Here is a 23,969-nt window from a genome sequence, read left to right as displayed (position 1 = left end):
CGACCTGCACCTGGAGCTCCCCGCCGGGGGTGCCCGGCGGACCGCGCTCGCCCGGGCGCTGCGCGACGCCGTGCGCAGCGGACGGCTGGCCGGCGGGACCCCGCTGCCGCCCTACCGGGTGCTCGCCGCCGACCTGGGCCTCGCCCGCAACGCCGTCGCCGACGCCTACGCGGAGCTGGTCGCCGAGGGCTGGTTCACCGCCCGCCAGGGCTCCGGCACGCGGGTCGCCGAGGGTGCGGCGCCGGCCGCCGCCGCACCGGCCGGCCCGGACGGGCCCGCGCCCGCGCCGCCGCTCCACGACCTGCTGCAGGGCAAGCCCGATCCCGCGTCGTTCCCCCGGGGTCCGTGGGCCGCCAGCGCCCGCCGGGCCCTGGCCGGGGCCCCGACCGAGGCCTTCGGCCCCGGCGATCCGCGGGGGCGTCCGGAACTGCGGCGCGCGCTGGCCGCGTACCTCTCCCGGGCGCGGGGCGTGCGGACCGGCCCCGAGAACGTCGTGGTCTGCTCCGGCTTCGCGAACGGGCTGCGGCTGCTCGCCGCCGTACGGCCCCGGGAGTGGGCCGTGGAGGCGTACGGACTCCCCTTCCACCACGGCATCCTCGACGCCGCCGGGGTCCGCGCGCACCCCGTCGCGGTCGACGACGACGGCGTCCGGACCGGTGAACTGCCCGGCCGGGCCCGTACGGTGCTGCTCACCCCGGCCCACCAGTTCCCCACCGGCGGCCGGCTGCTGCCCGCACGGCGCGCGGCGGCGGTGGAGTGGGCCCGCAGCACGGGCGGGGTGATCGTGGAGGACGACTACGACGGGGAGTTCCGCTACGACCGCAAGCCGGTCGGGGCCGTCCAGGGGCTGGCTCCCGGGCACGTGGTGTACGCGGGCTCGCTCAGCAAGAGCCTCTCCCCCGCGCTCCGCCTCGGCTGGCTGGTGCTGCCGGACCACCTGGTCGAGCCGGTGCTGGCCGCGAAGGGCCTGCGGGAGTCCTGGGCGAGCGCGCTGGACCAGCTGGCGCTGGCCGACTTCATCGAGTGCGGTGGGTACGACCGTCACGTCCGCCGGATGCGCGGGCGCTACCGGGACCGGCGCGACCGGCTCGTCTCCGTCCTGGCGGAACGCGTCCCGCGGGCCCGGGTCACGGGCATCTCGGCGGGGCTGCACGCGGTGGTGGAGCTCCCCCGGGGCGGCGAGGCCCCGGCCCTGGCGGCGGCCCGGGCGGCGGGCCTGTCGCTGGACGGCCTCTCCTCCTACCGGCACCCGGCGGATCCGGCTCCGGCCCGCGAGGGCCTCGTCGTCGGCTACGCGGCGGCGCCGGACGCGGCCTTCGCACGGGCGCTGACGGCACTGGCCGGGGTACTGGCCGACGCACTGGCCGACGTACCGGCCGGAACGCCCGGCGGCCCGCACTGACAGCGCCCTCACGCGGGATCCCTCTAGGGTGATCGCGAATCACCCCTTACCGCACCAAAGGACCCGGAGTGAACGAGCATCAGCACCCGCAGACCCTGCCCGGCGGGACTCCGCTCCCGCCACCGCGGCGCGGCGCCGACTGGATGTTCGGCGGGGTCTACGGAACGGTCCTGGCCAGCGGCCTGCTCGCCGCCCTGGACCAGAAGGGCGGGGAGTACACCCCGTTCTACGACGCCAGCTGGGTCCTCGTGACCGCCGTCACGGCCGGCGCCGCGCACGGCTACGCCCACCACATGGCCACCCACCGGGAGGGCGGCCCCGGTCACCGGTGGCGGCTGCTCGCCCTGGCGCTGTGGCACGAGTGGCCGATGGTCGCGGCCACCCTCCCCACCGTCCTGCTGCTGGTCTGCGCGGGCCTCGCCGACTGGGAGTCGTACGGGGTGACCGCCGTCGGGCTCGGCCTGAACGCGGCGCTGCTGTTCGGCTGGGGCGCCTTCGTGGCGGTCCGCGTCGGCTACCGGCTCCGCTCCGCGCTGCTCATCGGGCTGGCGGACTGCACGATCGGCCTGGCCGTCATCGTGGCGAACGCCCTGATCAAATAACCCGTGCGGGGCGCCCGTACGGGCGCCCCGCCGGGCGGGCCGTCACTCCGCCGGGAGCTGTTCCTGCGCCTCGGCCAGGATCTCCGTCAGCCGGGCCCCGAACTCCGCTCCGCGCGCGTCCGGCACCCCGGTGCGGGCGGCGGTGAGCAGCGCGTCGAGGGCCCGCCCGTAGGCGGCCGGCACGTCGCTCCAGCCGGGCAGCTCGTACACGCCCTCGGTGCCGCGCAGTTGCAGCCCCACCCCGGCGGCGGCCTGCGGCGCGCCCAGGCTGAGCACGGCGGTGCTGGCCGCGCCGGAGTCGTGCCGCAGGGCCAGCTGGACCACGTCGGAGGGGCCGCGGGTGGCGCTGACGGAGGTGACGTCGCCCAGGATCGGGATCAGGACGGACAGGGCGTGCGGGCCGACGTCCCACAGCCCGCCCTTGTCCTTGCGCCAGGGCGAGTCGGCGTACGCGCTGGGCGAGCCGTCGGGCGGGAAGACGGCGCCCAGCCAGTGGGCGGCGGCGGTGAACCAGCCCGGCCGGGCGGCCTGCTCCGCGACCCAGCCCGCGGTGGGCTCGGCGAAGCGGAGGGTGAGGAAGACGACGGAGGCGACCTGGTGGAGGCGGACCGCGTCCGCGACGGCCCGGGCGTCCCGGGGGGTCGTCGCGACGGGTTTGTCGAGCAGGAGGTGGCAGCCGGCGGCGGCCGCCCGCACGGCCAGCGGGGCCTGCACATCGGGCGGGAGGGCGAAGGCGACGACGTCACAGTCGGCGAAGAGCGCGTCGGGGTCTTCGTACACCTTCACTCCGTGCTCGCGCGCCAGCTCGGCGGCGGCCTCCGGGCGCCGGCCCCACACTCCGGCGAAGTCGGAGCCCGGGTGCGCGGCGAGCGCGGGGGCATGGGTGCGGTGCGCCCAGGGACCGGTGCCCAGCAGTCCGACCCGGGGTCGGCGGCCTGCGGGGGCCTGGTCGGCGGCACGTTCGGCGGGGCCCTCTGCGGGGTCTCCGGCAGGGTTCACATCAGACAAAATGCTCACCCGACCAGTCTGCCCCACCCGTGCGGGCGCGCTGTCACCAACCCGCACGAGCCGCGCCACCTGCGGGGTAAACCTCGGTAACACGGGGTTCACACACGGGCAACGGGAGGGAAATCGCGGGCGGGCACGCTGCGGTCATCACCGCAGCGATGAAGCAGCGACCAGCAGCACCCGCAGAGTCTGAGGATGGGGCCCGTGAGCTACAAGGCTGAGTACATCTGGATCGACGGCACCGAGCCGACGGCGAAGCTTCGCTCCAAGACGAAGATCCTCGGCGACGGCGACGCGCTGCCGATCTGGGGCTTCGACGGATCGAGCACGAACCAGGCCGAGGGCCACGCCTCCGACCGCGTGCTCAACCCGGTGTTCTCCTGCCCGGACCCGATCCGCGGCGGCGACGACGTCCTCGTCCTGTGCGAGGTCCTCAACATCGACATGACCCCGCACGAGTCGAACACCCGGGCCCTGCTGCGCCCGGTCGCGGAGAAGTTCGCCGGCCAGGAGCCGATCTTCGGCATCGAGCAGGAGTACACCTTCTTCGACGGCTCGCGCCCGCTCGGCTTCCCCGTCAACGGCTTCCCGGCGGCGCAGGGCGGCTACTACTGCGGCGTCGGCTCGGACGAGATCTTCGGCCGTGACATCGTCGAGAAGCACCTCGACCACTGCCTCGCGGCGGGCCTGGCCATCTCCGGCATCAACGCCGAGGTCATGCCCGGCCAGTGGGAGTTCCAGGTCGGCCCGGTCGGCCCGCTGGAGGTCTCCGACCAGCTGTGGATCGCGCGCTGGCTGCTCTACCGCACCGCCGAGGACTTCAACGTCTCCGCGACGCTGAACCCGAAGCCGGTGAAGGGCGACTGGAACGGCGCCGGCGCGCACACCAACTTCTCCACGAAGGCGATGCGCGAGGACTACCGCGCGATCATCACCGCGTGCGAGTCGCTGGGCGAGGGCAGCAAGCCGCTGGACCACGTGAAGAACTACGGCGCGGGCATCGACGAGCGCCTGACGGGCCTGCACGAGACCGCCCCGTGGAACGAGTTCAGCTACGGCGTCTCCGACCGCGGCGCCTCGGTCCGCATCCCGTGGCAGGTGGAGAAGGACGGCAAGGGCTACATCGAAGACCGCCGCCCGAACGCGAACGTGGACCCGTACGTGGTGACCCGCCTCATCACGGACACCTGCTGCACGGGCCTGGAGAAGGACGGCCTGGTCTGATCGCCCCGGCCCCGCCCGCCCGCGGGTGGGGCCGGCCCGAACGCCCGCCGCGTCCGAGAGGAACGGCGGGCGTTCGGCGTTGCGGCCGGCGCGACCACGACCGGCCCGTGCCGCTGCTGCCGCTGCTGCCGCCCACGGCCCTGCCCACGACCCTGCCCACGATGCGATACGCGGGGCTGCCGCAGCCCCGCGGAAGCCAGAGTTTATGTCGGGAATGTGACGGTGTGACGCCACGATGAATGCTGAATATGAGATTCCGCTCCACGAGGTGAGACAGGGTCTGCCCCGGCGGGCCGACATCTGCTTGAATGGGCGCATGGCCAGCCACTCGTACACCTCGTCAGGTCGCAGCGACCTCGAGCCGTTCTGGCCGTCCCGTCAGCATGACGATTTCGACCGGGTGTGTTGCCGCGCGAAGAACGCGCCGGCCCTCTAAAGCCTCCGGGATCTCCATCCGAACTCCCCCGAGGCCTTCGGTCTGTGCGGTACCGACATCGATGACGTACGTGCGTCTCCTGCCGACTACTCCGCGTGAAAGAGCTGACCACTCATGGCGAACACCCGAACCCTCACCTCCGCTGCTCCCCTGACCTTCCCTCCCAGTCCGCGCCACCGGCTGCGCGCCGTGGACCGCGACGAGGTCGCGCGGGTCGTGGACCTGCTCCCGCCGGGCGCCACCTGGCTGCCGGCCCCCCAGCACACGCTGCCCACTCTGCCGGGACAGCCCCCGATGGTCGGTTACCTGGTCCTGGTGCCCGCCGACCAGCAGCCGCAGATCGCCTTCGCCCCGCACGCCGTCGCCGCCCCCGCCCCGCAGGCCCCCGAGGGCGCGGCCGGCACGAGCGGTGACGCCCTCGTACGGATCGACACCGCGCAGCGCACCGCCGAGGTCGACGGCGAGGTGCTCGACCTGACCTACCTGGAGTTCGAGCTCCTGGCCCACCTGGTGAAGCACCCCCACCGGGTGCACAGCCGGGACCAGTTGGTGACCACGGTCTGGGGCTACGGCCACGTCGGTGACGGCCGGACCGTGGACGTGCACATCGCCCGGCTGCGCCGCAAGCTCGGCGCGGCCCACCGCGGTGCGATCCAGACGGTGCGCCGGGTGGGCTACAAGTACGCACCGTGACCGGCGGGTGCGCGCCCTGACCGGCCCGATACGAACGCAGCGGGGCCCGTACCCACGAGGGGTACGGGCCCTTCGGCCGTCCGGAGCAGCGGAGTTGTCGTCGAAATGTCATGCCCGCATCAGGAGCGACGCGAGAGTGACGGCTGCCCGGTAGGGCTGGGCGGCAGGGCTGAGTAGAAGGCATGGTCACGCAGGTCCCGCCGCGAGGGCCGGACTTTGGTATGGACCTGACAAGTAGGCCTCGGCTAACGTAATGCCCGACATTCTGTGAGAGCGCTCTCAAGAGTCCAACTCCCCACAACAGGAGGTCTCGTGAAACGCACCACTCCCCTGCGCGCCGCCGTCGCCGCCCTGCTCCTGACCGTCGGCCTGGGCGCCGCCCATGCCGGCGTGGCGAGTGCGATCCCGCTTCCGGAGCCCGCAGCGGCGCCGTCCGCCTCCGCCGGACTGCTCGACGCGATGCGCCGGGACCTCGGGCTCACCGCTTCCCGGGCCGAGGAACGACTGAGCGCGGAAAAGGCCGCCGCGGCCGTGGAGAAGACCGCACGGCAGGCCGCGGGTGGTGCGTACGGCGGCTCGTGGTTCGAGCCGTCCACCGGCCGGCTCGTCGTCGCGGTGACCGGCCGTGCGGAGGAATCCGAGGTGCGGGCCCTCGGCGCCGACACCCGGCTCGTCCGGCACAGCGCCGCCGTGCTGGACCGCGCCAAAGCACGCCTGGACACGCTTCGCGCCCCCGCCGGCGTGGCCGGCTGGCACGTCGACCCGCGGACCAACAGCGTCGTCCTCACGGTCGTACGCACCGAGCGGGAAGCCCCCGCCGTACGGGCCTTCATCGACCGGGCCCGGGCCGGCGGCCCCATCACCGTCGCCGAGACGGCACAGGCGCCCCGCACGTACGCCGCGGGCACCGTCGGCGGCGACCCGTACTACACCGGCAACGTCCGCTGCTCGATCGGCTTCTCCGTGTACGGCGGCTTCGTGACGGCGGGGCACTGCGGGCAGGCGGGGGCCGCCGTGCGCGGCTGGGACGGGTCCGCGATGGGCACCTTCCAGGGCTCCTCGTTCCCCGGCAACGACTATGCGTACGTCGGCATCCACAGCGGCTGGTGGACCGTGCCTGTGGTGCTCGGCTGGGGCACCATCCCGGACCAATTGGTACGCGGCTCCGGCGAGGCACCCGTGGGCGCCTCGATCTGCCGGTCGGGGTCCACGACGCACTGGCGCTGCGGCACCGTCCTGGCCAAGAACGAGACCGTCAACTACAGCCAGGGCGCCGTCCACCAGATGACGAAGACCAGCGTCTGCGCCGAGGGCGGCGACTCCGGCGGCTCGTTCCTCAGCGGCGACCAGGCCCAGGGCGTCACCTCCGGCGGCTGGGGCAACTGCTCGTCCGGCGGCCAGACGTGGTTCCAGCCGGTCAACGAGATCCTCGGCCGCTACGGCCTGACGCTGCACACCGCCTGAGGTCGGCACGGCGAACGGGCCCTTCCGGACCTGAGCACCCGGAAGGACCCGTCGCACGGCTTCCTGCCCGGGCCGGAGGCGCTTCCCGCCAGGGTCTCCAGGGCGCCTCGACCGGCCGGCCACCGGCTCCGAGCCGCCCTCTCCGCATCAAGCCAGCCTTAAGCAAGGGTTAAGCCGAAAGCCAGGAGAGAAAACCGCAGCTCAGAGGCGCGCAGGAGGGACGCCTGACGTTGCCATGGCAGTTACCCCTCCGTAATACTCACTGCCGCCGGGTGACACCGCGTCACCCTTGAGAGCGCTCTCGCACTACAGACCTGCACCGGCGCCGCCCACCGGAAGTGGACAGCCGGCTGACCCACCAGCCCCACCAGCCCCGCCGCCTCCCTTCTCCCCCGCCCCTGCGTCCGACCGCTCCCCCCACCCGACCTCACGCAGAACGGATCCCCACCGTGACGGCTCGCCACCAGCGAACGATGCCCCGCAGAAAGCTCCTCGCCGCGACAGCGGGCCTGGCCCTGGCGGTACCCGCCGCGGCCGCCTGGTTCGAGGTGGGCGCCAACGCGTCCACCACCACCACGCTCCCCCTCGACCTGGTCAACACCACCGGCAACAGCACGGTGTACGCCTACGTGCTCGGCCGCGACCCCGCGGCCGGCGGCAACTGGGCCTTCATCCAGGCCAACGGCTCCAGCCTGTACCACCCGCCGGCCCCGGCCAGCGATCAGACCCCGCTCGGGGTCGACTGCGCCATACCGCTCAACGCGTCCGGCTCCGGGGCACGGAGGGTGACGCTGCCGCGCCTGGACAGCGGCCGCATCTACTTCTCCGTCGGCACGAAACTCACCTTCCTGGTGAACCGTGGCGGGGGCCTGGCCCTGCCGTCGGTGAGCAACCCCGCCGACGCCAACGCGAACGTCCCTCACGACTTCTGCGAATTCACCTTCAACAGCGACCAGTTGTACGCCAACATCACGTTCGTCGACATGGTCTCGCTGCCGATCGCCTTCCAGCTGGAGACCGGGCAGGGCACCCAGACGGTGCGCGGACTGCCCGCCGACGGACTGTCCCGGGTCGCCGCCGCGCTACGGGCCCAGTCCGCAGCCGACGGCAGCGACTGGAGCAGGCTGATCGTCACCGCGGGCGGCCGCGACCTGCGCGTACTCAGTCCCAACCTGGCGATCCGCGGCAACGGCGCCCTGTTCCGGGGATACTTCGACGGCTACGTCGACGAGGTGTGGAACAAGTACCGCTCCACCGACCTGCGCATCGACACCCAGTTCACCTGGGGAACCGTCACCGGCCGGGTGAACGGCGACACCCTCGCCTTCCCCGGAGTCGGAAGCTTCGCCAAGCCGTCGACCCTCTCGATCTTCTCCTGCAGCGACGCGCCCTTCACCACGGGCAACGACCTGATGGGCAATCTCAGCGCACGGCTCGCCGCCGCCTTCAACCGCACCACCCTGCTGGACAACGCCCACCAGCCGACCGCCGAGAACCCCGCCGCCTTCTACACCCGGCCGCGCACCAACCACTACGCCCGCATCCTTCACGACACCACCCCCGACCACCTCGGGTACGCCTTCCCGTACGACGACGTGCACCCGGCCGGAGTCGACTTCGAGGGCAAGGTGCAGTCCGGCAGCCCCGGCCGCTGGACCATCACGGTCGGCGGTGTGGCCGGCGGCGGTGGCACACCGACCCCGACGCCGACCGCCACCGCCCCGGGCGGCGGGGTCAGCGCCTTCTCCACCATCCAGGCCGAGGCGTTCAACGCCCAGTCGGGAGCACAGGTCGAGGCCTGTTCCGACAACGGCGGCGGATCCGATGTCGGCCGGCTGTCCAACGGCGACTGGCTCAAGTTCTCGGCCGTCGCCTTCGGCTCCACCGGCGCCACCCGCTTCAACGCCCGCGTCGCCTCCGGCGCCGCCGGCGGAGTCAGCGGCCTGGTCCAGGTCCGCCTCGGCAGCCCCACCGCCACCCCGGTCGGCCGCTTCGCCATCGCCAACACCGGAGGATGGCAGGCCTGGCGCACCGTCCCCGCCGACATCGGCCGCACCACCGGCACCCACGACGTCTATCTGACCTTCGACAGCGGCCAGCCCGCCGACTTCGTCAACGTCAACTGGTTCTCCTTCGCCTGAGGGTGTCGCCACACTCGTTCCTGCCGTGCGGCGCCCGGTACGCACGGCAGGAACGAGGTCGACGACACCCCCTAGGCCGCCGCGCTCCGGCGGCCGGCGGCGAAGCCCAGGACGGCGTCGAGCGCCAGGAAGGCCACCAGGCTGATTCCGAGCATCGGGACGAACCAGCCGACCACGGCGGTCACCGCGGCCAGCGGCAGCAGCACGGTCACCGGCAGCTTCCGCCAGGCTCCGCGCGGCTGGGCGCGGCCCACGGAGAGCGCGCGGTCCTTCGTCGGCCGGCGCAGCCACCACATCCGGTACCCCCAGAAGACCAGGAACATCACCGCGACGGCGAGCGCGGCCAGCGCGAGCTGGTTGGCGAGGCCGAAGGTCATGCCCATGTGCAGGTCGATGCCGAAGCGGGTCAGCTGGGCGAGCAGCGGGTAGTCGGCGAACCGCAGTTCGTCCATGACGCGGGCGTCGGCGGGGTCCACGGAGACGGCGTCCAGGTGCACCGGCACCAGCTTGTCCTTCTCCTTGACCACGTACCCCTTGCCCGCGGACGGGAGCGTCACCTGGAGGGACTCGGTGACCCCAGCGGCCCGGGCGGCCTCGACGGCGCGGTCGATGCCGAGGTCGGCGGTGGGAGCGGGCGGGGCCATCTGCGTACCGTCGGGCATGACGTGGCCCGCGTGCTCGTCGGCGCCGCCGTCGGGACCGCCGTTCACCGCGGCGGAGACGGCGGGGGTGGCGCCGCCGAGGCGGTCCTGGAGCTGCCCGATGTTCTCGCCCGCGTACCGCGACCAGGTCAGACCGGTGGCGGAGAGCACCACGAGGCCCGCGACGGCCCAGAGTCCGACGGTGCCGTGCCAGGACAGGGTGCGGCGCCGGCCGGTGGCCGTGCGGTCGGGCAGGACCAGGTCCGCCGCCCGCTTGCGGCGGCGGCCGATCCACAGGGCGAGGCCGCCCAGGGCCACCACCCACAGCCAGCTCGCGGCGAGCTCGCTGTAGTTCCTGCCGAACTCGCCGAGGTGGAGGCTGGAGTGGAACTCGCTCAGCCAGGCCCGCAGCGGGAGCGCGTCGCCCACGGTGGCGAGCTGCCCGCGCACCTCGGCCGTGTACGGGTCGACGAAGACGGTGAGGGTCTCGCCCTCGGGGAGGCCCGGGCTCTCCATGATCACGCGGGTGGTGGCCTCGGCGTCCGGTGCGGGCCACACGGACACGATCTCGCCCCGGGGCGCGGCGTCCCTGGCCGCGGCGACCTGGGCGCTGAGCGCCAGCGGGCCGTCGCCGACGCGGTCGACGGTCAGCTCGTCGGCGTAGACGATCGCCTCGGCCTGCCAGGAGGCGGCGTAGAGCAGCCCGGTGGCGGCGGCGGCGAACAGCAGCGGGGCGATGAGCAGGCCCGCGTAGAAGTGCATGCGCAGGAGCAGCGGGCGCAGGGCGGCCCAGCCGCTGCCGGGGCGCCGGCGCCCGGCGCCGCCGGCCTCGGCGGCGGTGGTGGCGCCGCCGGCCTCGGCGGCGGTGTCGGTGGTTCTGTCGGCGGGGGCGTCGGCGTCCGGGGTGCGGACGTCCTGAACCTCTTCAAGGGACATGGGGGTCCTCGGTGTTGGCGGAGACATGGGGAAACCGGCCCCGGGTCTCGCTCCACCGCCGGCGCGGGGCCGGGAGGGCGCCGGTCAGGCGCGGGCGGGACGGCCGGGGGCCGTGGCGCGGAAGGCTCGGCTCCCCGGCGGCCCGCGCCGGACCACGGCGTGGGCGTGCACGGCGCCGCGCAGGCGCCGTGGTCGTACGTGCGCGGGGCGCGGAGCGGGCGGAGCGGGTACGGGCACCACCCGCGCCCGCACCAGGGCGACCGCGCGGGCCAGCGGGCGGGCGGTGTGCAGCGCGACGGAACCGAGCACCCGGGCCAGCCGGAACACGGCGGCCTCGCCCCGGGCCAGCCAGAGGGCGCAGAACAGCCCGGCGAGCACGTGCGCGGCCAGCATCCCGAACCCGCCGTGCCCGGCGGTCGCGACCATCTCTGCCATGCCGTCCATGCCGTCCACGGCGCCGGCCGCGTCGGCCGTCCCGGGCATCCCCGGCATCCCGGAAGCGCCGGTCGCGGCGGCCCCCGGGCCGGCGGCCGCCCCGTGGTGGTGACCGTGGCCCTGTCCCGGCGCCGCCGCGGGCGGCGCCTGCGCGGCCTGGCTCCCGCTGAACACGAGGTGCAGGACCCCCTGCACGGCGAGCACCGCGGCCGTGATCCCCACCGGGCCCCGCCGCCGCCCGGTTGCGGCCCAGGCGAGTCCGGCGGTCACCGCGAAGGCCCCCAGCAGCCCCACGGCCGGCACGTCCGTGCCGGACATGTGCGCGTGACCCACCGCGCCCAGCGCCACGCACACCGCCGCGAACAGCGCGGCTCGGGTGGCGCGCAGCGGCGCGGGGTTCTCTGACATGGCCGGGCCATGTTCCCACGGGGCCCGGTGATGCCTTCGCGGGGGCGGTATCCGATCATGGAAGCGTGAATCCATTGCCATGGCCGTCGCCCCTGAGCACGGTGTACGCGGCCGGGGTCCAGTTCGGGGCGTACGCCCTGGAACGGATGGGGACGGCCGAGCGGGAGCAGCTGCTGCGCGGATGCTCGACGAACGTCGACAACCTTGCCGCCGGCCGCTGGGAGACGCTGCTGACCAGCGCCTTCGTGGTCGAGGAGCCGATGCCCCTGCCGTACGCGCTGCTGCTCGTCGCCGTCCTCGGGTACGCCGAGTACGCGTACGGGGCCTGGTGGACCGCCGGGGTGTTCCTGCTCGGGCACGCCTCGGCGACCCTCCTCGTGTACGGCGTGCTGCGCAGGACGGCCGGACCCGGGACCCGGCGGGCCCTGGACGTGGGGACCAGCTACGGCTTCAACGCCGTCCTCGGAGCGCTGACCTCGGCCCTGCCCCGCGGGGCCGTGCGCACGGCGGCCCGGGCGGGACTCCTGGCACTCGGCGCGGCCCCGGTGCTCAAGCGGGGGCGGACCTTCACCGACGCCGGGCACCTGGCGGCGCTCGGGGTGGGCATCGGGATCTCGGTGGCCGTCGATTACCTTTCCGCGCCGAGTCGTCGGAAGATGATCCGAACCACCATATGACACGAGTAACCGCGACCGTCCGGTCCCGTTGCCCCCACCCTTCGCCGACCGCTGGAGCCGACACGATGACCGCCACCCCGTCCACCACCGTCGCCAACCTCCGCGACCTCGGCGGCACCCCGCTGTCCGGCGGCCGCACCGTCCGGCCCGGCCTGCTCCTGCGCTCCGGCCAGCTCGACCGGCTCGACCCCGCGGCCGACCCGGTGGTCGCCGCGCTGGGGCTGCGCACGGTCATCGACTTCCGCACCGAAGCCGAGCGCGCCGACCACCCCGACCGCCTCCCGGCCGGCGCCCGGCTGCTGGTCGGCGACGTGCTCGCGGACAAGGTGAACTCCGGCGCGATGCCTGCCGCCGCGCAGCTCAAGGACCTGCTGTCGGACCCGGTGGTCGCCGAGGAGCACCTGGGCGGCGGCAAGGCGCAGGCCCTCTTCGGGGACGTCTACCGGTCCTTCGTGCACTCCGGGTCCGCGCAGGCCGCGTACCGGATGCTGCTCACCGAGGCGGCCGACCCGGAGTCCGGCCCCCTCCTCTTCCACTGCACGGCCGGCAAGGACCGCACCGGCTGGGGCGCGACGGTGATCCTGTCGCTGCTCGGCGCGGACGACGACACCCTGATGGCCGAATACCTCTCGGTGAACCCGGCGGTGAAGCGCGCCTTCGCCCCGATGATCGAGGGCTTCACGGCGGCGGGCGGCGACCCGGACATCGCGCTCGCGCTGATCGGGGTCTTCCCCTCGTACCTGGAGGCCGCGCTGGACGAGGTCGCGACGCGCTACGGCTCCGTGGAGAAGTACGTGCGCGAGGGCCTCGGGGTCCCCGACGAGACGGTCGCGGCGCTGCGCGCCCGCCTGGTGGTGTAGCAGGCGTCGTCGAACCCGCTCCTGCCGCGCGGGCGTACGGAACGGCTTCGGCGACACCCCCCGAGGCCCGAACGTGTGCGCTGGGGACGGGTGACCATCCGACGATTCGCTCGTTCTGCTGAACGTGACTGCGCCGGATACCGCCACCCGCCCCCTGTCTCCCGACGTCGAACAGGCCGAGGCCGCCATCGTCGAGCACTACCCGCGGCTGGTGCGGCTCGCCTACCTGGTGCTGCCGCCCGCACTGGGCCGCAACCGGCGGGTGCTCACCGCCCATTCGCTCACCCAGCGGGCCCTGCCCCGCGGGCGGCGGGAGACGACGGCCGCCGTCCGCGGCGGGGTCCCGGGCCAGCGCGGCGGCGCCACGGGGGACTCCGGTTACGCGTACGTCCGGCTGCGCGTGCTCCGCGCGGCCCTGGAGGCCGGGGTCCCGCTGACGTTCCGCACCCTCCCCCGGCGCGCGCAGCTGCCGCCGGCCCTTCCCCAGGTGTGGGGGCTGCGGCTGTTCCCCCGCTCGGGCGGGGCCGAGGAGCTCGCCCTCGACCAGTGGCTGGCCACCCTGGGCGGGCCCGCCCGGGCCGCCTGCGTGCTGCGCGCCCTGGAGCGGCTGTCGGAGCCCGAGGTGCTCCGGGTGCTGGACGACGCCGGGGTGGCCGACCCGGCCGCCGCCGTCGCGGAGTCCGGCGGCCCGGCGAACGACGCGCTGTTCGCCTCCCCCGAGTTCGACCCGTGCGTCCTCCAAGCCCGCCCGACCGACCTGTTGCGCCGGCGCCGGCTCACGCGGGCCGCGCTCGCCGCCGGGGCCGCCCTCGCCGTCTGCGGGGCGCTCCTCGCGCTGCCGGGCGGGGGCTGGGGTTCGGACGGGCCCGCCGCGCCGCCGTACGCGCTCAACGCCGCGGCCGAGCAGGCCCTGGACCCCGGGAAGCTGGTCCGGGCCGCGCCGACCCTGTGGCGCACGTCCTCCCGTACGGGCTTCTCCACCTGGCCCGCGCGCGGTGACCGCGCCGGTGACGCGGCGCTGCTGCGCCGGGCCCTGGCGGTGTGGGCCCGGCCGGGTTCCCCGGTGGTCGTCTCGGCCACCCCGGGCACCCCCACGGGGCCCGCGATGGGACCGGCCCAGCTGCTGTTCGCGGGCACCGTCGACCAGGCCGTGGTGGTCCTCCTGCACGACGGCCTGCGCGTGGTGCGGTACGCGGAACCGCGGTCCGGGAGCACCGGCGCCGCCCTCGACTTCGCCCGGACCGACGGGGCCTCGGCGGACACCGCGGCGGCCCTGGTCCTCAGCCGGGTCGACGGCAACGTGCGCTACCTCACCGCCCCCTGGGTCACCGGGGCGGCCCTGCGGGACCTGCTGAAGGCGGACGCGGCCCCGACGCCCCTGAAACTGACCCCGGACGGGGTGACCCCGCCGGTCGTCGGCCCCGCCCCCGCGGGCAGCTGCACCGGCTGGAACGCGCTCGCGCTGACCGGCGCCGGCGCCACCCGGCTGGTCACCGACCTCGGCGAACTGACCGCGGCCCGCCTCACGTCGGGCGCGCCGGGCGCCGAGCGGGACGTGACGGAGGCGGCGGAGCTCGGGGACTGGCAGCGGATCGCCTGCCTGCTGCCGTCGGTCCGCTCGCACGGCGTCCGCACGGTCAACGCCTGGACGTACGCCAAGCAACCGCTCCCCGAGGGCGGCGGGACGGCGGCCTGGCTCTGCACCCGGGCCGAGACCTGGCAGGGCGCGGCGGACCGGGTCCAGGCACAGTTCCTCGCCCCCGGCGCTCCGCTGGCCGCGCAGGCGGCCCGGGCGGAGGGGACCCCGGCGTGCGGGCCCCGGGAGCCCCGGGTGCTGGCGGGCGTGCTGTGGCAGTCGCGGGCGGGCCAGTGGTACGTACTCGCCGCGGGCAGCGCCCAGTTCGCCTCCCTGACGGCGACGGGCGGCGGGGTCAGCGGTTCGGCGAACGGCAACCGGCTGGCGGTCAAGGCGCCGGCCGGGGCGCAGGTGGACCTGTCGGGCAAGCTCACGGACGGCTCGAAGGCGGGGTCGCTGCGCTGATCCCGCGGGTGGCCCCGCCGTCGCGGCGGGGCCGTGTGAGGAAGTGCGTGCAGAGGGGTTCTCCTGGCCCCTACCCATCAGTACATTGACGCCATGTCTAATACGCCGCCCGCGCCCGCTCCCGTGGCGTCGGAACACATAGACCTGAGGCCCAGGAACGTGTCCTTCGGCTGGGAGGGCACCCCGCTCCACTGGCTGCCCCGGGACCCCTTCGCCGGGCACATGATCAACGTGCTGCACCTGCTGCTCCCCGCGGGCGAGCGCTGGTTCGTCCACGTCTACAAGCAGGTGCTCCCGTACATCGAGGACGAGCAGCTGCGCGCGGACGTCGTCGGCTTCATCGGCCAGGAGGCCATGCACGCCGCCGCCCACGACGACGTGCTGCCGCACCTCAAGCGCCTCGGCCTGGACCCGACCCCGTACACGGCGCAGGTGGACTGGCTCTTCGAGAAGCTGCTCGGGGACCGGACCCTGCCGCCGGGCCGGGCGCGGCGGTGGTGGCTGATGGAACGGGTCGCGATGATCGCGGCGATCGAGCACTACACGGCGTTCCTGGGCGACTGGGTGCTGAACGCGGACGAGCTGGACCGGCGGGGCGCCGACCCGACCATGCTGGACCTGCTGCGCTGGCACGGCGCGGAGGAGGTCGAGCACCGCTCGGTGGCCTTCGACCTGTTCATGCACGTGGACGGCAACTACCGGCGCCGGGCGCGGACCTGGGCGACGGCGTTCTCCGCCCTGGTCTTCCTCTGGCAGCGCGGGGTCCGCTTCTTCATGGAGAACGACCCGACCCTCGTGGACGGCAGGGCCTCGCTGGGGCAGTTCTTCCGCGCCGGGCAGCAGGGCGTCCTGCCCTCCACGGGGGCGATGCTCAAGTCGATCCCGACCTACCTCTCCCGTACGTACCACCCCTCGCAGGAGGGCTCGACGGCCCAGGCGACCGCCTACCTGGCCTCCTCCCCCGGCGCGAACGGCGGTGCCGTCGCATGAGGCGCGCCCTGGTGATCACCGTCGCGGCGGGCGCGGCCTGGGCCGCCCGGCGCGCCCTGAGCCGGCGCATCGGCGACTCTCCGCTGTGGCCCCTGCCGGCCCTGGAGACCCCGGTCTCCGGCCACTCCCCGCGCCGTGCGCTGCGCGCGCTGGTCGTCTCCCGTACGGAACCGGCCGAGGGGGTCCTGCACCTGGTCCTGGAAGCGCCGGAACTGCCCGCCTGGGCGCCGGGCGCGCACGTGGACGTCACCCTGCCGTCCGGGCTGGTCCGCCAGTACTCCCTGTGCGGGGATCCGGCGGAGGCCGGCCGGTACGCGATCGCGGTCCGGCTCGTGGAGGACGGCCGCGGCGGCTCCCGGGAGGCGCACGCCCAGCTGGTCGAGGGCGCCGAGCTGGAACTGCGGCCGCCGCGCAACCGCTTCGGGCTGGACCCGGCCCCCTCGTACGTCTTCGTCGCGGGCGGCATCGGCATCACGCCGATCCTGCCGATGCTCCGCGCGGCCACCGCGGCGGGCGCCGGCTGGAGCCTCCTGTACGGGGGCCGCTCGCGCGCCTCGATGCCCTTCCTGGACGAGCTCGCGGCGTACGGCGACCGCGTCACCGTCTTCCCGCAGGACGAGACGGGCCTCCCGGACCTGGCCCCGCTCGCCGCGGCCGGACCCGGCACCCTGGTCTACTGCTGCGGCCCGGAACCGCTGATGGACGCCGTCGTCGCGGCGGCCGCCGACCCGGCGGCGGTGCGTCTGGAGCGGTTCACGGCGGCGGCCGCGACGGGCCGGGCCCGGCCGTTCACCGTCGAACTGCACCGCTCGGGGCGGACCGTGGAGGTGGCCGCGGACGAGACCGCGCTGGCGGCGGTGCGCCGGGAGCTGCCCGACACCCCGTACTCCTGCGAGCAGGGCTTCTGCGGGACCTGCCAGCACCGGGTCCTTCAGGGCCCGGTGGACCACCGCGACACCCTCCTCACCGACCAGGAGCGCGAGGACTCGATGCTGCTGTGCGTCTCGCGCGCGCAGGACGACCGCCTGGTGCTGGACCTGTAGCGGCACCGTGCGGCCGGAGCCGCCCGCCACCGGCGGGCGTCCGCGGGGGGCTCCGCGCCGACCGGAGAAGTTAGGGTGTCGGCATGACAACCGGGGTGCGGCGCAGGATGGGTGTCGAGGAGCGGCGGCAGCAGCTGATCGGGGTTGCCCTGGAGCTGTTCAGCAACCGGTCGCCCGACGATGTGTCGATCGACGAGATAGCGGCGGCGGCCGGGATATCACGGCCGCTCGTCTACCACTACTTCCCGGGCAAGTTGAGCCTGTACGAGGCCGCCCTGAGACGGGCGGCCGACGAGCTGGCGCTGCGCTTCGTGGAGCCCCAGGAGGGTCCGCTCGGGGCCCGGCTGCTGCGCGTCATGGGCCGGTTCTTCGCGTTCGTCGACGAACACGGCCCCGGTTTCTCCGCGTTGATGCGGGGCGGACCGGCCGCCGGGAGCAGCCGGGCGAACGCCATGATCGACGAGGTGCGGCAGGCGGCGTACGAGCAGATCCTCGCGCACCTGGACGTCTCCGAGCCGCCGGCGCGGCTTCAGCTGGTGGTGCGCTCGTGGGTGTCGCTCGCCGAGTCCACGGCGCTGATCTGGCTGGACGGCCGGAAGATCCCGCGGGGCGAGCTGGAGCTGCAGCTGGTGCACGACTTCGCGGCGCTGGCCGCGGTGAGCGCCGCGTACGACGCGGAGATGGCGGGGATCCTGGTGCGGATCCTCGCGGACGAGCCCGCCGACGGGACGTTCGGGGAACTGGTCGGGCGGCTGGGCGGCCTGATGGCGGGCCCGCCGCCCGGCACCCCCTAGACCGGGCGCGAGCGGGGCCGGGCGCGGCCCGCAGGGCGGCTCGGTGCGGCGTACGGCCGTACGTCCGGAGGGACTTGGTACGGGGAGTCCGGCGGGGTGCCGGTTCCGTGATGATCACCGCAGTGGCGATAATGCCCGCGTGATCATTGACGACGGGATCTTGTTCCGGCCGGCCGCGGAGAAGGACGCCGACACCCTGGTGCAGCTGTACGACCAGGCTGCCCGGTGGATGCAGAAGAACGGGATCCAGCAGTGGAAGCCCGGTGAGAAGGACGCCGCGCACTTCCTCGCGATGATGCGCGAGGGCGAGGTGTGGCTCGCCGGCGACAGTGACGGGCGGATCATCGGCGGGTACGAGCTGTGGTGGTCCGACGAGGAGGCCTGGGGGGTCCAGCCGCCCGTCGCCGGCTACGTGCACCGGCTGATGGTGGAACGCCGGACGGCGCCCGCCGGAGCAGGGCGCCGCATGCTGGAACACGCCGAACGGCGCATCGCCCGGTCCGGGCTGGCCCGCGCCCGGCTGGACTGCGTCTCCACCAACCCCCGGCTGCTCGCGTACTACCGGGGCGCGGGCTACCGGGTGGTCGGCGAGTTCCCCCACAAGGAGGCTAAGGACGGAAGTGTCTACGGGGTGATCCTGCTGGAGAAGCGGCTGGACCGGCTCACCGTGGTGTGAGCCCCCGGGGCCTGCGGGTTTCCCCGGGCGCCCCCGGTACCCCGGGTGCCTCCGGGACCGGAGGCACCCGGGGTGCGTCAGCGCCGCGCGGCGTCGCGGGTGAAGACGGCGACCGTGCGGGCCGGGGTGGTGAACTCCCCCGTCGCCGCGTCGTGGGCGGCCCGCCGGACGGTGGCGTCGGAGCCGGCGGCCTGGACCGGGTGCAGGGCGTACCCCCGGCCCGCGAGTTCCGGGACGCGCGGCGACTGCTCGGCCGGGGTGGCGTTGAAGACCACCACCAGGTCGCCCAGGGTCATCGTGATCACGCCGGGGGTCTCGTCCTTCCCCGAGAGCGGGAAGGCCAGCTGGGCCTGGACCTCCTCCGGGGTGGTGAGGGCGAAGGCCCGTTCCGTCGTGCGGATGCGCTGGAGGTCGCGGAAGGCCGCGCCGGCTCCGGTGATGTCGGCGCAGGTGGGGGCGGGCAGGGTCAGCAGGGGCTTGGCGTAGGTCCACTTGGAGGCGTTGTCGGCCGCCGGGGGCAGGCCGCGGCCGGAGCCGTTGCCGTCGCGGCAGTCCCAGTGGACGGCGTTGAACCAGTCGCCGCTGTCGTAGGAGTTGCGGTCCAGGGACTTGGAGCGGAGCAGGTCGGAGCCCGCCTGGGAGAGGGACGGCCCCTGCGAGAGGGTGGCCGTCGCCATCGCCAGGACCTGCATGCGGGCCTTGTCGGCGGGGCTGGTGGCGGGCGGCAGCTTGTACGTCAGGGCGTCCGCGAGGGTCTCGTTGTCGTGGGCGTCGGCGTAGGCGAGGGCGTCGCCGGGGGCGGCCGCGTAGCCGGCCGGGGAGCCGTTGTAGTCCACCTCGGAGCCCTTGGTGCGGCGGCCGGAGGTGTCGGTGAAGGCGTACGAGGCGAGGTTGCCGGACAGGCCGACCTTGATCAGGTCCTGGGCGTGGAGCAGCCGGGCCTTCTGCTCGGCGGGGGTGCCGTTGGCCGGGGAGCCGTTCGGCTCGGTGAACAGGCCCGAGGCGAAGCCCTGCACGCGCGGGTCCTCGTCGAAGGGGCCGCCGCCGCGGACCGCGTCGCGGGCCCGGTCGGAGAAGGTGGCGATGCCGGTGCCGGCCATGTTCTTCTGGCTCGCCTGGACGAACCGGGCGTCGTCGGCGACCTCGCCGAAGTTCCAGCCCTCCCCGTAGAGCACGATCTTCTTGCCGTCGACGCCGTCCTTGGCGGGCGTCAGGGCGTCCAGGGCGGCCCGGACGGCGAGGATGTTGGCCTTGGGGTGGTGTGCCATCAGGTCGAAGCGGAAGCCGTCGACCTTGTACTCCTTGGCCCAGGTGACGACCGAGTCGACGACCAGGCGGCCCATCATCGCGTTCTCGGGGGCGGTGTTGGAGCAGCAGGTGGAGTTGGCGACGGCGCCGTCGGGCAGCAGCCGCTGGTAGTAGCCGGGGACGACGCGGTCCAGGACGGACTTGTCGGACTGTCCGGAGGCGACGGTGTGGTTGTAGACCACGTCCATGACGGTGCGCAGTCCGGCCCCGTTCAGGGACTGGACCATCCTGCGGAACTCGGTGGTGCGGGCGGTGCCGTTCGGGTCGCTCGCGTAGCTGCCCTCGGGGACGGTGTAGTGCAGCGGGTCGTAGCCCCAGTTGTAGGCGTCCTTGGCGGCCGCCGCGGCCACGCAGGCCTGCTGCTGGTCGGAGTCGGGGGCGTAGACCTTGAGGTCGCAGGCCGGTTCGGTGCGGTCGGCCGGCTTCTCGGGGATCGTGCCGATGTCGAAGGCGGGCAGGAGGTGGACGTACGAGGTGCCGGAGCCGGCCAGGTCGCGCAGGTGGCGCATGCCGGCCGAGGCGGTGTCGGTGAAGGCCAGGTACTGGCCGGGGTGGCTGCTGGTGCGGTCGGCGACGGAGAAGTCGCGGACGTGGAGCTCCTGGATCTGCGCGGTGGTGAAGGGGACGGGCGCGGGCTTGCGCAGGTCGCGCCAGCCGGGCGGGGCGAGCTTCGGGTCGGCGAGGTCGACGGCCAGGCTGTGCGTCGAGTCGGCGGTCAGGGCGGTGGAGTACGGGTCGGTGACCAGGTTGCGGACCACCTGGCGGACGCTGGGCGCCCATACGGTGACGGCGTAGCGGTAGGGCTTGCCGGCCCAGTTGCGCTCGCCGCGGACCGACCAGACACCGGTGGCGTCGTCGCGGCGCATGGGGACCGTGCGGCCGCCGAGTTCGAGGGCGACCTCGCGGGCGGTGGGGGCCCAGACGGAGAGGGTGGGGCGGCCGTCCTTGAAGACGGGGCCGAGGGCGGCGCCGGTCGCGTACAGGTCGTCGAGGACGCCGGCGAGCTGGACGCCGGTGGCGGCCAGGACGGCGCCGTTCGCCGCGCGGGCACTCGCGACGAGCTGGCCGCGCAGGGCCTCGCGGACCCGGCCGCGGTCGCGGGGGTCGACGGTGTACGCGGCGTACGCGGCCAGGTGCGGGAACTTCTGCTTCTGGGCGGCGGTGAGCTCGGAGCGGGTCAGGCGCAGCCGGGCGGCGCCGGCCTCCTGGAGCGTGCCGTCCCGCGCGGTGATCAGGCCCTCGCGGGAGGCGAGGAGCTGGACGGAGGCGGCGGCCGCGGGGGCGTTCCAGGCGACGGTGTCGCGGTCGATCCAGACCGCCTCGGCCTTGGCGAGGTCGAGGGCGGCGGCGGAGCCGGCGGGCTGCGGCAGCAGGTACTTCTCGCGGCCGCCGAGCATCCAGACCTCGTGGCCGGTGGCCTTCAGGTCGAGGGACTGGTCGGTGGGGAGGTCCTTCTCGTCGCCCTTGTGGAGGATGTAGCTCAGGCTGGTGGCGCCGGCGGCGAGGGGGACCTCGTAGACCGCGCCGTAGGAGTCGGTGCGGACGGGGAGCAGCGGCTTGGACCAGTCGGTCGGGGCCGCGGCGCCGGTCCAGACGTGCAGGCCCCAGCCGTCGTAGGCGCCGTCGGGGCGCTGGAGGTGCAGGACGGCCTTGGTGGTGTCCTGCGGCGGGTAGGCGGGGCGTTCGGTGCGGACGGCCTCCTTGCCCTGTTCCAGCCAGACCTCGCCGGTCTTGGTGACGTCGAGGGTGCGGTCGGTGGCGACGTCCTTGGTGCCGTCCTTGTCGATGACGAGGTAGCTGACGCTCGACGCACCGGGCTTGAGCTTGACGTGGGCGAACGCGCCGTACGCGTCACGGCCGGTGAAGCCGTGTCCGGCGGGCCAGGGGGTGGCCTCTCCGTCGGCCAGGTCGCCCCAGGCGTAGAGCCGCCAGTCGGTGTAGTCGCCGTCGGGCCGGTTGTAGTGGACGACGGCGTAGTCCCGCTGGGTGGCGGTCGGCACCTCGGCGGGCGGGACCTGGCCGGCGACGGACGCGGCCGACGCGCTCGCGGTGCGGCCGGCGGAGTCCACGACGACCGCCTTGTAGCGCAGGGCGGTGCCGGGGGCTGCCTCCACGTGCTGGGTGACCTTGTACGGGGCGTGGTCGGCGGAGCCGAGGACCTGCCACTTCCCGGTGCCGGTCTGCGCGGCGAACACGACCCGGTTCAGGCCGCCGCCGGTGACGTCGGCGCTCAGCTCGACGGTGCCGGCCGCACCGGGCGCCGGGGCCTTGAGCGTCAGGGAGGGCTTCACGGCGGGCCGGGCCAGGGGCGCGGCGGCCTGGAGGACGGCCGAGCCGTAGGCCGGCACGGTGACGGAGAGCTTGCCGGCCGCGGAGGCGCGGACCGCGGCGGAGCCGCCGTACAGGGTGCGGTACTGCGCTCCGGCCGGGGCGTCGAGCTCGACGGTGCGGGGCTCGGCGGCGTTGTTCGCGGCGACCAGGTACTCGGTGCGCGTGCGGGGGTCGGTGCGGGCGAAGGCGTAGACGGAGCCGTCGGCCAGGCGCTCGCTCTGGATCCCGTCGCGCAGCGCCGGGTGGGCCTTCGTGAGCTTGGAGAGGGCGCTGATCTGCCGGTACAGCGGGTGGGCCGGATCGTAGGCGGAGCTCGCGTGGGTGCGCTCGGTGCCCAGCTGGTCGTCGTCGAGGTAGTCGGCGACCTGCGAGGCGAAGAGCGGCTGGCGGGCGTCCTTGTCGCCGCCGGCGCCGGTGAAGCCCTGTTCGTCGCCGGAGTAGACGACCGGGTTGCCCCGGGAGAGGAACATCAGCTCGTTGGCGAGCCGGTAGCGGTCGAGGAGCTCCTGCTCCCCCGCCCCCGGCCGGTCCTGCGCGAGGAAGGTGCCGAAGCGGCCCATGTCGTGGTTGCCGAGGAAGGTGACCTGCTCGTAGGCGTTGGCCTTGTCGGTGGTGTACCGGTAGTCGTCGGCGAGGACGGAGCCCAGCCGGGCGGCGCCCGCGCCCTGGGAGGCGTACGCGCGGATCGCGTCCTGGAGCGGGAAGTCGAGGGTGGCGTCGAGGCGGCCGCGCGTCACGTACGGGGAGGTGACGGCGGTGTCGGCGGAGTACACCTCGCCGAACATGAAGAAGTCGTCGCGGCCGCGCTTGGCCGCGTAGCTGTCGAGGGCGGTCGCCCACTGGGTCCAGAAACCGGTGTTGACGTGCTTGACCGTGTCGATGCGGAAGCCGTCGATGTCGAAGTCCCGGACCCACTTCTCGTAGATCTTCTCCATCCCCTCGACGACCTCGGGACGCTCGGTCCACAGGTCGTCGAGCCCGAAGAAGTCGCCCTGCTCGGAGGACTCGCCGGCGAAGGTGGAGTCGCCCCGGTTGTGGTACATCTGCGGGTCGTTGAGCCAGGACGGCACCTTGAGGTTCTTCTTGGCCTCGGGCACGAAGGGCGTCCGGGGGAAGGACTCCGGTCCGGTCTTCGGGAACTTCCGCCCGCCGGCGGCGTAGTCGGCGTCGTCGAACGGCACCCCGTCCCTGGTGAGGTAGGGGAAGGCGCCCTTCGACAGGTAGGAGTACGAGGCCTCCCGGTAGTCGACGACGTCGGCGGTGTGGTTGGTGATGACGTCGAAGAAGACCTTCATCCCCTTCCCGTGCGCCTTGTCGACGAGCCGCTCCAGGTCGGCGTTGCTCCCGAAGTGCGGGTCGACCTGGGTGAAGTCGGTGATCCAGTAGCCGTGGTACCCGGCCGAGACGTCGTCGCCCTTGCCCTGCACCGGCTGGTTCTTGAAGATCGGCGCGAGCCAGATGGCCGTGGTGCCGAGGTCCTTGATGTAGTCGAGCCGGTCGGTCAGCCCCTTGAGGTCGCCGCCCTGGTAGAAGCCCTTGTCCGTCGGGTCCAGGCCGGTCTGGAGGCGGGAGCCGGTCAGGCCGCCCCGGTCGTTGCGCGGGTCGCCGTTGGCGAAGCGGTCCGGGAGCACGAAGTAGAACTGCTCGCGGGTCAGGTCGTGCCGGGCCGGCTCGGCGGCCAGTTTCGCGTCCGAGGGCGGGGCCGGGGGCCGCGCCGGGGCGGCGGCGGCCGGGAGGGCGGGCAGGAGCGTCACGGCCAGAGCGGCGGCGAGGACTCCTGCGGCAGGGCGTATCAAGGCGTTTCTCCTTGGGCACGTGGATGAGGGCCGCCCGGCCCGTGGCGGGGTCGGGTGGTGCCG

The 23,969-nt window shown here is 74.2% G+C and carries 17 protein-coding genes; 13 read left to right on the top strand and 4 right to left on the bottom strand.

Going from position 1 to position 23,969, the window contains the following annotated elements:
- Positions 1-10 precede the first annotated feature (10 nt).
- Both pdxR and ACZ6S8_RS06085 read left to right on the top strand, forming a co-directional pair.
- Entirely contained in the window at positions 11-1,402 is a 1,392-nt protein-coding gene (pdxR, locus tag ACZ6S8_RS06090) for a MocR-like pyridoxine biosynthesis transcription factor PdxR (RefSeq protein WP_469453557.1), read from the top strand.
- A gap of 68 nt (positions 1,403-1,470) precedes the next feature.
- Positions 1,471-2,004, top strand: a complete 534-nt coding sequence (locus tag ACZ6S8_RS06085; RefSeq protein WP_469452941.1) for a hypothetical protein — start codon at positions 1,471-1,473, stop codon at positions 2,002-2,004.
- A gap of 42 nt (positions 2,005-2,046) precedes the next feature.
- On the opposite strand, the gene ACZ6S8_RS06080 is transcribed toward ACZ6S8_RS06085, so the two are convergent.
- Positions 2,047-3,003: a Gfo/Idh/MocA family protein gene (locus ACZ6S8_RS06080; RefSeq protein ID WP_469452939.1), complete on the bottom strand. Its 957-nt coding sequence runs from the start codon at positions 3,001-3,003 to the stop codon at positions 2,047-2,049.
- A 213-nt stretch (positions 3,004-3,216) separates the two neighbouring features.
- On the opposite strand from ACZ6S8_RS06080, the gene glnII reads away from it, so the two are divergent.
- The 4 genes from glnII to ACZ6S8_RS06060 all read left to right on the top strand — a co-directional run bounded on the left by glnII (position 3,217) and on the right by ACZ6S8_RS06060 (position 8,970).
- Positions 3,217-4,236, top strand: a complete 1,020-nt coding sequence (gene glnII, locus ACZ6S8_RS06075) for a glutamine synthetase (RefSeq protein WP_469452937.1) — start codon at positions 3,217-3,219, stop codon at positions 4,234-4,236.
- 550 nt (positions 4,237-4,786) lie between these two features.
- A complete protein-coding gene (locus tag ACZ6S8_RS06070; protein ID WP_469452935.1) occupies positions 4,787-5,365 on the top strand; it encodes a winged helix-turn-helix domain-containing protein in 579 nt (192 codons plus the stop codon).
- 312 nt (positions 5,366-5,677) lie between these two features.
- Positions 5,678-6,829: a S1 family peptidase gene (locus ACZ6S8_RS06065; RefSeq protein WP_469452933.1), complete on the top strand. Its 1,152-nt coding sequence runs from the start codon at positions 5,678-5,680 to the stop codon at positions 6,827-6,829.
- A gap of 473 nt (positions 6,830-7,302) precedes the next feature.
- A complete protein-coding gene (locus tag ACZ6S8_RS06060) occupies positions 7,303-8,970 on the top strand; it encodes a beta-1,3-glucanase family protein (RefSeq protein ID WP_469452931.1) in 1,668 nt (555 codons plus the stop codon).
- A 71-nt stretch (positions 8,971-9,041) separates the two neighbouring features.
- Here ACZ6S8_RS06060 and ACZ6S8_RS06055 read toward each other — a convergent pair whose 3' ends face one another.
- Positions 9,042-10,547, bottom strand: a complete 1,506-nt coding sequence (locus ACZ6S8_RS06055) for a PepSY-associated TM helix domain-containing protein (protein WP_469452929.1) — start codon at positions 10,545-10,547, stop codon at positions 9,042-9,044.
- An 84-nt stretch (positions 10,548-10,631) separates the two neighbouring features.
- Positions 10,632-11,390, bottom strand: a complete 759-nt coding sequence (locus tag ACZ6S8_RS06050; RefSeq protein WP_469452927.1) for a hypothetical protein — start codon at positions 11,388-11,390, stop codon at positions 10,632-10,634.
- A gap of 65 nt (positions 11,391-11,455) precedes the next feature.
- Between ACZ6S8_RS06050 and ACZ6S8_RS06045 the strand changes: the two genes are divergently transcribed.
- From ACZ6S8_RS06045 to ACZ6S8_RS06015, 7 genes are all read left to right on the top strand, one after another.
- Positions 11,456-12,067, top strand: a complete 612-nt coding sequence (locus ACZ6S8_RS06045; protein WP_469452926.1) for a rhomboid-like protein — start codon at positions 11,456-11,458, stop codon at positions 12,065-12,067.
- Positions 12,068-12,132: 65 nt separating this feature from the next.
- Positions 12,133-12,927 (top strand): tyrosine-protein phosphatase, encoded by a 795-nt coding sequence (locus ACZ6S8_RS06040; RefSeq protein WP_469452925.1) that lies wholly within the window; start codon positions 12,133-12,135, stop codon positions 12,925-12,927.
- Positions 12,928-13,051: 124 nt separating this feature from the next.
- Positions 13,052-14,968: a hypothetical protein gene (locus tag ACZ6S8_RS06035; protein ID WP_469452923.1), complete on the top strand. Its 1,917-nt coding sequence runs from the start codon at positions 13,052-13,054 to the stop codon at positions 14,966-14,968.
- 93 nt (positions 14,969-15,061) lie between these two features.
- Positions 15,062-15,958 carry a metal-dependent hydrolase gene (locus ACZ6S8_RS06030; RefSeq protein ID WP_469452921.1) on the top strand — a complete coding sequence of 299 codons (897 nt, stop codon included), beginning with the start codon at positions 15,062-15,064 and terminating at the stop codon, positions 15,956-15,958.
- Positions 15,955-17,001 carry a PDR/VanB family oxidoreductase gene (locus tag ACZ6S8_RS06025; RefSeq protein ID WP_469452919.1) on the top strand — a complete coding sequence of 349 codons (1,047 nt, stop codon included), beginning with the start codon at positions 15,955-15,957 and terminating at the stop codon, positions 16,999-17,001. The genes ACZ6S8_RS06030 and ACZ6S8_RS06025 overlap by 4 nt, the downstream gene beginning before the upstream one ends.
- 83 nt (positions 17,002-17,084) lie before the next feature.
- Positions 17,085-17,795, top strand: a complete 711-nt coding sequence (locus ACZ6S8_RS06020) for a TetR/AcrR family transcriptional regulator (RefSeq protein ID WP_469452917.1) — start codon at positions 17,085-17,087, stop codon at positions 17,793-17,795.
- A 139-nt stretch (positions 17,796-17,934) separates the two neighbouring features.
- Complete coding sequence (locus ACZ6S8_RS06015; protein ID WP_469452914.1) at positions 17,935-18,471, top strand: GNAT family N-acetyltransferase; 537 nt, start codon at positions 17,935-17,937, stop codon at positions 18,469-18,471.
- Positions 18,472-18,548: 77 nt separating this feature from the next.
- Here the strand turns inward: ACZ6S8_RS06015 and pulA are convergent, their stop codons facing one another.
- Positions 18,549-23,906 (bottom strand): pullulanase-type alpha-1,6-glucosidase, encoded by a 5,358-nt coding sequence (gene pulA / locus ACZ6S8_RS06010; protein WP_469452912.1) that lies wholly within the window; start codon positions 23,904-23,906, stop codon positions 18,549-18,551.
- Between the last annotated feature and the right edge of the window lie 63 nt (positions 23,907-23,969).

The organism is Streptomyces sp. NPDC048461, from assembly GCF_055587105.1.
This window is presented reverse-complemented; position numbering and strand designations above follow the sequence as displayed.